The organism is Deltaproteobacteria bacterium (assembly GCA_016223005.1).
Classification (GTDB): Bacteria; Desulfobacterota; GWC2-55-46; order UBA9637; family GWC2-42-11; genus JACRPW01.
Window position 1 is genome coordinate 1 of the sequence record JACRPW010000031.1, and the last position, 10,719, is coordinate 10,719.

At 41.4% G+C, this 10,719-nt stretch carries 9 protein-coding genes and 1 pseudogene (1 of these 10 only partly in view); 4 read left to right on the forward strand and 6 right to left on the reverse strand.

Going from position 1 to position 10,719, the window contains the following annotated elements; all coding sequences use genetic code 11:
• Nucleotides 1-71: 71 nt before the first annotated feature.
• Together HZC45_03380 and uvrB are read left to right on the forward strand one after the other, a co-directional pair.
• Complete coding sequence (locus HZC45_03380) at nt 72-482, forward strand: HEPN domain-containing protein (GenBank protein MBI5682200.1); 411 nt, start codon at nt 72-74, stop codon at nt 480-482.
• A 228-nt stretch (nt 483-710) separates the two neighbouring features.
• Nucleotides 711-2,705 (forward strand): excinuclease ABC subunit UvrB, encoded by a 1,995-nt coding sequence (uvrB, locus tag HZC45_03385; protein MBI5682201.1) that lies wholly within the window; start codon nt 711-713, stop codon nt 2,703-2,705.
• Between the two features lie 85 nt (nt 2,706-2,790).
• On the opposite strand, the gene HZC45_03390 is transcribed toward uvrB, so the two are convergent.
• The 4 genes from HZC45_03390 to HZC45_03405 all read right to left on the reverse strand — a co-directional run bounded on the left by HZC45_03390 (nt 2,791) and on the right by HZC45_03405 (nt 5,250).
• Nucleotides 2,791-3,636, reverse strand: coding sequence for a M23 family metallopeptidase (locus tag HZC45_03390; protein MBI5682202.1), 846 nt, complete (start codon nt 3,634-3,636; stop codon nt 2,791-2,793).
• A 115-nt stretch (nt 3,637-3,751) separates the two neighbouring features.
• Nucleotides 3,752-4,006 carry a hypothetical protein gene (locus HZC45_03395; protein MBI5682203.1) on the reverse strand — a complete coding sequence of 85 codons (255 nt, stop codon included), beginning with the start codon at nt 4,004-4,006 and terminating at the stop codon, nt 3,752-3,754.
• Nucleotides 3,993-4,265, reverse strand: a complete 273-nt coding sequence (locus tag HZC45_03400) for a BrnT family toxin (protein MBI5682204.1) — start codon at nt 4,263-4,265, stop codon at nt 3,993-3,995. The genes HZC45_03395 and HZC45_03400 overlap by 14 nt, the downstream gene beginning before the upstream one ends.
• Nucleotides 4,266-4,491: 226 nt before the next feature.
• Nucleotides 4,492-5,250, reverse strand: coding sequence for an MBL fold metallo-hydrolase (locus tag HZC45_03405; protein ID MBI5682205.1), 759 nt, complete (start codon nt 5,248-5,250; stop codon nt 4,492-4,494).
• A gap of 224 nt (nt 5,251-5,474) precedes the next feature.
• Between HZC45_03405 and HZC45_03410 the strand changes: the two genes are divergently transcribed.
• Together HZC45_03410 and HZC45_03415 are read left to right on the forward strand one after the other, a co-directional pair.
• Nucleotides 5,475-6,740, forward strand: coding sequence for a carboxylate--amine ligase (locus tag HZC45_03410; GenBank protein ID MBI5682206.1), 1,266 nt, complete (start codon nt 5,475-5,477; stop codon nt 6,738-6,740).
• A 49-nt stretch (nt 6,741-6,789) separates the two neighbouring features.
• Nucleotides 6,790-9,498 carry a CoA-binding protein gene (locus HZC45_03415; GenBank protein MBI5682207.1) on the forward strand — a complete coding sequence of 903 codons (2,709 nt, stop codon included), beginning with the start codon at nt 6,790-6,792 and terminating at the stop codon, nt 9,496-9,498.
• 15 nt (nt 9,499-9,513) lie between these two features.
• On the opposite strand, the gene HZC45_03420 is transcribed toward HZC45_03415, so the two are convergent.
• Both HZC45_03420 and pyrE read right to left on the reverse strand, forming a co-directional pair.
• The gene (locus tag HZC45_03420) at nt 9,514-10,194 is read right to left on the reverse strand and encodes a hypothetical protein (protein MBI5682208.1); all 681 of its coding nucleotides are present in this window, start codon (nt 10,192-10,194) and stop codon (nt 9,514-9,516) included.
• 1 nt (nt 10,195) lies between these two features.
• A pseudogene (pyrE, locus tag HZC45_03425) lies at nt 10,196-10,719 on the reverse strand (orotate phosphoribosyltransferase) (it continues 55 nt past the right edge of the window).

Consider the following 10,719-nt stretch of genomic DNA (forward strand, 5'->3'; position numbering starts at 1 on the left):
TCGCCCTTGATTAAATCCATAATAAAACAAGGGATTGATATCTCCGGCAAGCCGCTGTCAGAGTCGTTAAAATGACGAAAAAACGGAAAACAAGGATCGTTGATAAAAATCAGTATCATGCCTTTCTTGCAAAGGCAAAGGACTTTGCTTCTATGATGGATGTGTCTCTTGAACAAGGCAAGTGGAATTCCGCAGGATTGCAGGCTGTTCACACGGTAATTTCTGCCAGTGATGCGGTAATTGTTTATTATGGTGGAGTAAGAAGCTCTGAACTTGACCATAGAGAGGTTGTTGGGCTGCTTCACGATATCATAGGAGAATCTGCATCCTCACCAGGAAGGCATGTTTCAAGGGTTATTGCTAAAAAGAATCTTGTGGAATATGAAGAGCGGCTTATTATTCAGTCTGAGGCAAGGGATATGGTAGAACATGCCAAGAGGTTTCTTGATTGGGTGAACGGAATACTGCCAAATATGGATTAACAAAAAAACGCCGTATATCTGGCCGCTCTTTCCCAAAAATCCCGCTCCCTTCAAGAATTGCGAAAACAAACCGCAGACGATTTGTCTGCCCTCAAGCAATCCATTCTTCATCAGGCGCTTTCCAACCTTGCTCCCTCATAGCGTCTTTTATTGCGCAAGAAATAAATGGAGATTTTAAAACCTTGACAGTAAGTTTATCTGATGTATAAATATAGACACCTTACATTTATGCACCGTTTTAAACTCACAACAGACTTTACACCAAAAGGCGACCAGCCGACGGCAATAGATGAATTGACAAAAGGGCTTGAGAATGGTCTTGTGCATCAGGTTCTGCTCGGCGTTACCGGATCTGGCAAGACATTTACAATTGCAAATGTTATTGCAAATGTGAACAAGCCTGTCCTTATCCTTGCGCCGAATAAGACCCTGGCAGCGCAACTCTATGCAGAATTCAAGGAACTCTTCCCTGAAAACAGGGTTGAGTATTTTGTGTCATATTATGACTATTACCAGCCAGAGGCATATATCCCAACAACAGACACATACATTGAAAAAGACTCGTCCATAAATGATGAGATAGACAAGATGAGGCACTCTGCGACACATTCGCTTTTAACAAGAAGCGATGTCCTCATTGTTGCATCTGTATCTTGTATATACGGAATAGGGTCGCCTTCTGATTACAGCAGTATGCGCCTATATGCAGAAAAGGATATGAGCGCTGACAGAGACAGTATTCTGAAAAGACTTATTGAGATGCAGTATCAAAGAAATGATTATGATTTTTACAGAGGCGCATTCAGGGTTAAAGGCGATGTTGTTGATATATTCCCTGTGTATGAAGGTGACACTGCAATCAGGCTTGAATTCTTCGGCGATACAATTGAGGCGATTTCAGAGGTAGACCCGCTTAAAGGAAAGATTACAAAACGGATAGACAGGGTAATAATCCACCCTGCAAGCCATTATGTGACAACAAGGGATAATCTGAAAAGGGCAATGGATGATATAAGGGATGAACTCCGTGAAAGGCTTATAGAGTTAAAGGCAAATAATAAACTCCTTGAGGCGCAGAGGTTAGAGCAGAGGACGTTGTATGATTTAGAGATGATGGAGGAGATGGGCTATTGTTCAGGCATAGAAAATTATTCAAGGCGCCTTGCAGGAAGGCTTGCAGGAGAATCGCCATATACATTGATTGATTATTTTCCGTCTGATTATCTCCTTATAATTGATGAGAGCCACATAACAATCCCTCAGTTAAACGGCATGTATAACGGAGACCGTTCAAGGAAAATGACGCTTGTTGAATACGGTTTCAGGCTTCCTTCTGCGCTTGATAACAGACCTTTTAAATTTGAGGAATTTCAAAGGCGAATCAATCAGGTCATATATGTGTCTGCAACGCCGAGTGAGTATGAAATCAAACAATCCAGCGGAGCTGTGGTTGAACAAATCATAAGACCAACAGGGCTTATGGATCCTGCTATTGAGGTAAAGCCTGCAAAGACACAGGTTGATGACCTCTACGGCGAGATCAGAAAAAGGGTTGAAAAAAAGGAAAGGGTGCTTGTTACAACTCTTACGAAGAGAATGGCAGAGGATTTAACCCAGTATTATGCTGATTTAGGATTAAGGGTTAAATATCTTCATTCAGATATTGATACACTGGAGAGGATTGAGATACTTCGGGATTTAAGGCTTGGTGAATTTGACTGTCTTATAGGCATAAACCTTTTAAGGGAAGGATTGGATTTGCCCGAGGTATCCCTTGTGGCGATTATGGATGCTGACAAAGAAGGATTCCTCCGTTCAGAAAGGTCTTTAATCCAGACATGCGGAAGGGCTGCAAGGAATCTGGAAGGCACTGTTATTATGTATGCAGATGAGATAACAGGCTCGATGACAAGGGCGATAGACGAGACGAATAGAAGGCGGAAGATTCAGGCAAGATACAACAAAGAAAACAATATAACGCCTGAGACAATAAAGAGCAGCATAAAGAATATCCTTGCCTCAATTTATGAGAAAGACTACTACGATGTATCTATTGTTAAAGAAAAGGAAGAAGAATACATACCCCTGCATGAGATACCATGCATTATCAAGTCGCTGCGTAAGGATATGATGAATGCAGCGAAAAAGATGGAGTTTGAAAAGGCAGCAGAACTTAGGGACAGGATAAGAAAACTGGAGGATATGGAGGTTGGGATGGGGTAAAAAAACAAGAGGCTAGGGACTAGGGGCTAAGGAAAATAGGACAAGGAAAATTAAAAAGATGCCGTTTATTATCTTCATTTAGAAGCTATTTTTGCATGCAAGCGTATGGCCACACAAGTTTTGTATTAGCAGGAAATGCCTCACCATTGTCAAGCATGACAGAAATAGGAATCTGTTTTTTCATCTCTGGCAATGCCTTCATTGAGATAGAGTCTAGAGGTAGTTCTTTTCTAAAAAGCGCAACAGGGTCCATCCAATGACCGTCAACTTGGATTATCCTGTCGCCAAAATTCGCATATTCACTGCTAACACTATAAAACACTCCAAAATGAAGTGCAGGGCGGCGCTTATTACTTTGCTTGCCTGTAAAAGGGCTAATTCCTGAGTTCCCTGTTTTGCCCAGTATTTCGCCCATACGCACACGTTGTCCGACTTTTAGAGATGGAATTTCCGAAAAGTGGGTATATTGGGTGTATATCCACAATGGAATTCCTGTATCTTCTGGAGAATGACGCAAAACAATCTCTACGCCTCTGGGACTATCGTTGCCGTGATACACACCTACAACTTCACCTGCAGCCGCTGCAATAATCGGCATTCCCCACGGTGCTGGAATATCAATTCCTCCGTGATACATCTCGCGTGGTCGCTTTTTAGAGTATGATATTGCATAGCCTTCATCAATTTCACGGCAAGAGGTGTGTTCAGGAAAGACAGGGGTCAAACCAGTTTCAAAAAGCCCTCGTGTAATGGCAGTCTTAATATCGCAATTATTAAGCCAGCGGCCAATAGCACAACTCGTAATTGGATCTACGGCAGTAGTTTCCACTAAACCTCTTTCACTTGCTTTTGCACCTAAAAACGATGTCTCACAAGCGAAAAAAATTAATATAGCAATTATTCCCACAAACTTGATGATACGAAACATCATCTTTGTAGCCTCCTTTATGACGGCTATTATACATTAACTAATCATGAATTTATAGGATTAAGAGGATTTGGTCAACAGACCGAAAAGATTTGACCCCGTGATGCCCCCTTTTCGCTTAACCGACGTGCAGTTTTTTAGCACGTCCGGTTGAGCGCTTTGTTAGTCCGATGGTCTTCTGTGCAAGATTAATTAGAGAGCGGAGGGCATCATTCACTGATTCTTCAGTCGGGAATGCCTTAGCCACATCAGGACTAAGAAGCACCAAGTTGGTTCCCTTTTGGTAAGATTCAAAATACTTGCCCCGAACACCCGGCCCAAGGTCTTCACGGTTATACACCGGGCGTAACTCTTCCGATTTAGCCTTCTTCATAGATTCTCCTTTCCTTGCGCTCCATAAGACGCGCACTTATAATCCTTGTCTTTTCTCCGCGGTCAGTATGTGAAACAACGAGCAGACGGTTTTGTTTTGACAGCCCAAAAGTAAGATACCGCTCTTCATTCTTGGAATGGTCGGGGTCTGCAAAGGTCATAGCCAAATGGTCTCCAAAAACCGTTGATGCCTCCTGAAACGTGATGTCATGCCTTCGCTTATTTGCAGCAGACTTTTTTGGATCCCACTCAAATTCCATTCCTACCGCCCATTAATTATTTGTGGATATTATATCAGAAAACGGCTGACTAATTGCACCTAAAACTTTAACCATCCCCTTTAAATAAATCCCCTTTTTCTGTTCGTCCCCTTTTTCTGTTAAGAAGCAGTGCAGGAGAGGGGAGGGACGAGGATAACTCAAGAGCATGCCCCTGAAGGCAGTAATCAGGGGTCAAAGGTCAAAAGTCAAAAATAAGGAATTATTTTTATATTTCTATTTCCATGCCATCATACGCAAGTTCAATTCCGTCAGGAAGCGATTTATTTGTTTCTTCAAAACCTATGTTATGACTTAAATGAGTTAGGATAGTTTGCTTTGGTTTTAGTTCTTGAACAAGTTCCACTGCCTGTGAAATACTAAAATGCGTTGGGTGTGGTTTTTCCCGCAATGCACCTAACACCAACACTTCAATGCCTTTTAACATCTCTTTGGATTTGTCAGGCACCAAACTACAGTCTGTTATGTAGCCAAAGTTTTCTATCCTGTAGCCAAAGATGCTCATTTGTCCATGCATGACATCCACTGGCTGAATCTTTATATCGCAAACCTCAAATGCAGAGGTAATCTTAAATATCTCAAGTTCTGGTTTCCAACTCTCTTTTTCCTCTGTTGTGAAGATATAATTAAACATCTCTTTTATACGATTTATTGTGAACTCACTGCCGTAACATGGGATTTTCTCTTTTTGAAGCATATTAAAACTTCGGAGTTCATCTATACCATGGATATGGTCTGCATGCGGGTGCGTGTATATGACAGCATCAATCCTCTGGACATTATTTGCAATTGCCTGCTGTCTTAAATCCGTTGATGTGTCAATGAGGATATTCTTACCGTTTATGGTTATAATCACTGATGTCCTTGTCCTTTTATCTTTTGGATTTGGGGATGTGCAGACACTGCATGGACAGCCTATTACAGGCACACCTGTTGATGTGCCGCAGCCAAGTATTGTGACCTTCAAAACATACCTCTGAGATAATAATGATTTGCCAAAAAATGCAACTGCTTTTTTTGAGTTTATTGTGATGGAGTATAATAAAAAAAGGTTAAGGTTGTCCATACAAAAACGACTGCATAAATCGACTGCATAAATCGCTTGACTTTCCTTGTTTTTTTTTATAAAAAAGATAGCATTAACAAAACATACATATTATAAAAATCCTTTTATATACGGAGGAAAAATAAATGCAACTTACAGGTTTGCAGTGGGGCGGTAAGTTATTAAGAAGGGTTGAATTCCAGTCAGCAGATATCCTCGGTCCTGAGGCAAGTGTGGATGAAATCAAAGACCTCATTAAGAGAAAGGGCATGGTCTTTATAAAGCCCTTGTTTAAGGGCGGTGTGGGCAAAAAAGGCAAATTAGGACTCATCGGCAAGGCTTCTGACATAACAGCAGCCCTTCAGGAAAAGGAAAGGCTATATTTTGCAAAACATCCATCAGGCACTGCAAAGGCTGACGGTGTTACATTTGAAGGGGCTGTGCCTGCCAAACATGAGGTGTATTTTTCAATATCAGAGTCTACAAAATTCCGTGCACCGACAATGACAATCACCCATCACGGCGGCGTTGACATAGAGGAACTCCCAAAGGCTCAAATCCAGGAAGTCCCCTTTGACCCGCTTACAGGGCTAAAGTCATTCCATATAGCAAACGCACTTGAGGAACTGGGCGCGCCGAGTGAAATCATAAGCCCGCTTGTTCAGAACCTTCCGAAACTCTGGACACTTTATAATAACTATGGGCTGAATGTGCTTGAACTGAATCCCATAAGGATGTCTCCTGATGCTGCAGGAAGGCTCGTGCCTGTTGCATGCGATTTTAAATGCTCCTTTGATATAGATGACCCTGCATGGAAGAGACTTGATTTACCCCCGCACCTCTTTGCCTCTGATTATTCAGAGTTTGAACAGGAAATCAATCAGTTAAGGACATATCAGGGGCAGAGCGATGTATTTGTTATAAATCCAAATGGCACAATTACAGCGCCTACATTCGGCGGCGGCGCCAATGCGCTTGTGACAGAACTCCTTGGAGAAAGGGCAACCATCTCATCCGATTTTGGAGGAAATCCTCCCTATGACAAGATGCTGAATATATCAAAGATAGTCTTCAAATACTGGCTCAAGCAGTCCAATGTGCTTTTTATCATAGGCGGCAAGGCGAACAATACGGATATATACGAGACATTCAGGGCAATGGCAGATGCACTGCGGTGGTATTTCCAGACCCATGGTCCTGTGCCGCTCTTTGTTGTTGTTGGAAGGGGCGGTCCAAACCTTATAAGGGGCATGTCATATATGAAGGATACAGTGGAGTCTTTAGGGCTGCCATACAGATTTTTCGGTTTTGACAGCGCAATGTCAGAGGTTGTCAATTACGCCCTTAAGGTGGATACATGGATGGAAAAGGAAGGGAAAAAACTTATAAAGGAAAAGATGGGGATCTCTTAAATAATTAAGAATTACGAATTATGAATTACGAATTAAAGGAGAGATTATTATGCATAAAGTAGGGGTAAAGAAATTTCCATATTATGTAGGGATTAACTCTTTAAAAGATATCGCAACAAAACAAGATAAGATTTGCGTCCTGAATATACTCGGCAATGAAAGTAAAAGCGTTACCCCTGTAAGCCATGAATATTCAGGAGGCAATGTGGTATTTGGCACAGGTCCAGGAAGGTCAGGACAGGTCCTTGAGACAAAACTCGGTCCGATACCTGTATATAATTCTATAAAAGAGGGCATGGCAGCAGGGCACAGGTTCAACACAGCAGTAATATATCTGCCGCCGTCAGGCGTAAAAGACGGTGTTGCTGAGGTTGTAATTAAAAACCCTGACTTAAAGAAGATAATAATACTCACAGAAAAGGTTTCTATCAATGATGCAAGAATCATAAGGGCAATATGCCAGACAAACGGTATTGATGTATTCGGAGGCAACTGCCTTGGTGTAGCGGATGCATGGAACCATATAAGGATTGGCGGGGCATTGGGCGGCAACAAACCTGAAGAGTCCCTTGTTAAAGGCTCTGTTGCTATCTATTCAAATTCAGGCAACTTTACAACAACCATTGCAACCTATCTCATCACAAATGGATGGGGCACAACCATATCCATATCCAGCGGAAAGGATGTATATATCCATTTTGCCCCAAGGGAATTTTTTAATGCACTTGATAATGATGAAAGGAGCAAGGGCGCTGTAATATATGCTGAACCCGGCGGCTACTATGAATGTGAACTCGATATAAATAAGCCAACTGTTGCCTGTGTTGTTGGTCGGTGGAAGGCAAAACTTACAAAGGCATGCGGCCATGCCGGCTCCCTTGCCGGCTCAGGCGATGATGCAAAGGCAAAGGAAAAATGGTTTATGGACTATTTTGGCGTCAATGACATTTATACGCCTGAAAAGCCTGTATTCAGCAAGAAAGGGGCGGTTGTTACAAATATAGCGCATATACCTGAGGCGCTTACAAAGGTTATGGAATTAAATAAAATCAAGCCTGATTTTGCGCCTATGGGAGACCTTTCATTAAAGTGCTGGTTTGGAAACAATCAGGGCATAAAACTTTCAAAAGAACTTGATGTAAATATTGTTCCTGCAATTCCGCCTTATAATGAACAGATAGAGATAATAAGCAAACAGGTTGGCGCCCAGTATCCAAGGCAGTCCATGAAAGATTGCAGCGGCGCATCCATGATGGATGCAAAAACACAGGTAACAAAGGTTCATAATGTTTCTATTCTTGACGCATCAAAAAAATCACTGGAAGAAAATTTGGTCTTTTCCCTTATCAAGGATTATCCTGACGCATATGGAAAAGGTCTTGCGAATATAGCATTCAATGCCTATGTAAATATGAATGGAGATAATGCCGTTATTGCTGCAGACGCATCAAGGGATGCTGAAAACTCGCCAAATACTGTGCTGTCGTCTAGTATATCAATAATCGGCAAGGGCAGGGTTAAAAATGCTATGGATGCATCAGCCCTTTTATCAGAACTATTCCAGCACACGAAGATTCAGAATGCGTCCGATAAATTTGATTATTCAAATATCCTGAAGGGATTGAATGCAGAGCAGAAGGGTTTGTTGAAAATAGAAAAGAATGACACCCTTGCAGACATACTGCTTGCACAAACTAAAAAACTCGGCAAATCTGTATTTATAGATTTCGTTAAGGATGCCGCTGACAGCAAGCCTTCATCTGATGCGCTCCTTGCTGCAATATGGACAACCATTGCGTGGGGTGCCTTAATGAAGAAAAAGATTTCAAGGACAACCATTATAAGCCTGCCTTGGTATTCAAGAATCTTCTCTAGTTTTGTAGGCTCAAGCGTTTCTTCTGATAAACATAAAAAAGACAGTTTCTGCGGTGTGGACAATAAAGAACTCATTGAAAAATGGAGTTTCACAGAAACCGCATTCCTTGCCCTCATCGGAAGGAATCCTTCTCAAGATGAACTCTTTGAGTTTTCAATGCTGTTGGGATTGATTATATCCAATGGTCCAGGCACAATATCTGCACAAGGCTGCAAAGGCGGAGTGAGCGCTGACGGACCCGAAGATCCAACAAGGATTCAAATCAACAAGGCATTTGTAGGTTTCTTGACACATACAGGTTTCGCCCACGGAGGCAACGGCTATGAGGCGATTGCATTCCTTATAGACAGATTTAAAGATAAAAATTTAAAGAGCCCTGCTGATAAAAATCACGGTCTCAATCTAAAGGCAATTGCTGATGAGTATGCAAAGTGGTACGGCAAATACAAGGCAAAAGAAAAGGCAGCAGGAAATATAGAGTATATGAAGGTGCCATGCGTCAACCACCCTGTATTTAAAGGCAAGGCTGTGAATTACGACCCTAGAGAAAGGTTTGTCCACAGCCTGTTTGAAGAAAAGGGGATATATAATATGTTCCTGGATTTCTATCATAATCTTGTCCAGTCGTTATTTGACAACAAGGTCAGCGAAAATGTCTACTGCGTAAATGTTGACGCTGTTATTGCAGTAATACTTTTAAAAATGGTATGGCAGCCGTTTAAAACAGGCAAAATAACCGAAAAAGAGATTGAGACAGCGGCATTTACCACATTCCTGTTCGGCAGGATGATAGGGTGCGCAGCAGAAATAGACGACCATATAAACCGAGGCAGAAACATGGATACAAGGACAGCGGCAAGCAGTTGCGTGTTTGTAGGGTAGCCGAGCGTTTACAGATTATGGTTTGCTATTTTCCAACTTCCACTCCAGTTTCGCCTTTCCTACCGCACCTGTTAGGACAAGTTTAATAGATTTGGATGAAGGGGAGGGGAATGGTTCTTTGCCAGCAGGCAGATACTTTGGGAATTTTATTGTATAGCCATAACTCCAGAGGTCCATATAGGGGAAAAACTCTCTTATAAGAGGGTTATTTTCATCCACCCTTGTTATTTCAATGGGAGTGACCCTCTCCCCATTTTCTCCTTCCATGTATATATTCCAGATAGAGTCCTTTTTATCAAAGTCATTCCATTTCAGTTCCGGGGTATAGATGCTCAAAAAGAATTCGTTAAATCTTTCGCTGGTTTCCTTTTCTCTGGCAAGGATATTTTCTTTCTGCACAGGGTCCAGCATATACCTCCTTGCATATTCATCTGCATACATTTCTCTCCACTGCCATGATTTATAAGTAGCATATACATATAGTTTTGTCTCAAGGTTCTCGTAGACCTTCTGATTTTTTGTCCAATAATTAAGGACTGAAGAATAGTCTTTTTTAGGTTTGCCTATAACCTCATTATTTTTGAAGGCACAACCTGTAGAGACAGTGATTAGTAAAAAGTGAATAGTGAATAGTAAGAACAAAAGCCTAAAATTTGTAATTTGTAATTTGTAATTCGTAATTGTCTTCTGTATCATCCTATCCTCCCACTATATCTTCCTTGGTAAATATTACCTCAAATCTATAGCCTGCATTTTTTATGTTTTCAGCGCCACCTTCAAGCCTATCAACCATAGCAAATATAGCAGGGACTTTCAAGCCTTCTTCTTCAGCCTTTTTTGCAGCGCTTATAGAAGATGAACCTGTTGTAACAACATCCTCAACTATGAGTACATTTGCACCTTCCTTGATATTTTTCTTCCCTTCTATCCATAAACCCAGTCCATGTTTTTTAGGCTCTTTTCTTATTATAAATGATGGGATTGGGTTCCCCTCCATGAAACTTACAATTGATATTGATGTAACAATTGGGTCAGCGCCCATTGTGGGTCCGCCTGCAGCATCTATCTTTAGTCCTGAATTTTTAATCATCTCATAAAATATCTTACCAACCAGATATGCACCTTCAGGGTGAAGGGTAGTTTGTCTTAAGTCTATATAAAAATCACTCTTCCTGCCTGAGGCAAGGACCACAGCTTTTTTTTCATAAGATTTTTTTTTTA

Excerpts from the sequence above, each read along its gene's own strand:
- HZC45_03380 (MBI5682200.1), top strand. The coding sequence starts at position 72 with ATGACGAAAAAACGGAAAACAAGGATCGTTGATAAAAATCAGTATCAT.
- uvrB (MBI5682201.1), top strand. The coding sequence starts at position 711 with ATGCACCGTTTTAAACTCACAACAGACTTTACACCAAAAGGCGACCAG.
- HZC45_03390 (MBI5682202.1), bottom strand. The coding sequence starts at position 3,636 with ATGATGTTTCGTATCATCAAGTTTGTGGGAATAATTGCTATATTAATT.
- HZC45_03395 (MBI5682203.1), bottom strand. The coding sequence starts at position 4,006 with ATGAAGAAGGCTAAATCGGAAGAGTTACGCCCGGTGTATAACCGTGAA.
- HZC45_03400 (MBI5682204.1), bottom strand. The coding sequence starts at position 4,265 with ATGGAATTTGAGTGGGATCCAAAAAAGTCTGCTGCAAATAAGCGAAGG.
- HZC45_03410 (MBI5682206.1), top strand. The coding sequence starts at position 5,475 with ATGCAACTTACAGGTTTGCAGTGGGGCGGTAAGTTATTAAGAAGGGTT.
- HZC45_03415 (MBI5682207.1), top strand. The coding sequence starts at position 6,790 with ATGCATAAAGTAGGGGTAAAGAAATTTCCATATTATGTAGGGATTAAC.
- HZC45_03420 (MBI5682208.1), bottom strand. The coding sequence starts at position 10,194 with ATGATACAGAAGACAATTACGAATTACAAATTACAAATTACAAATTTT.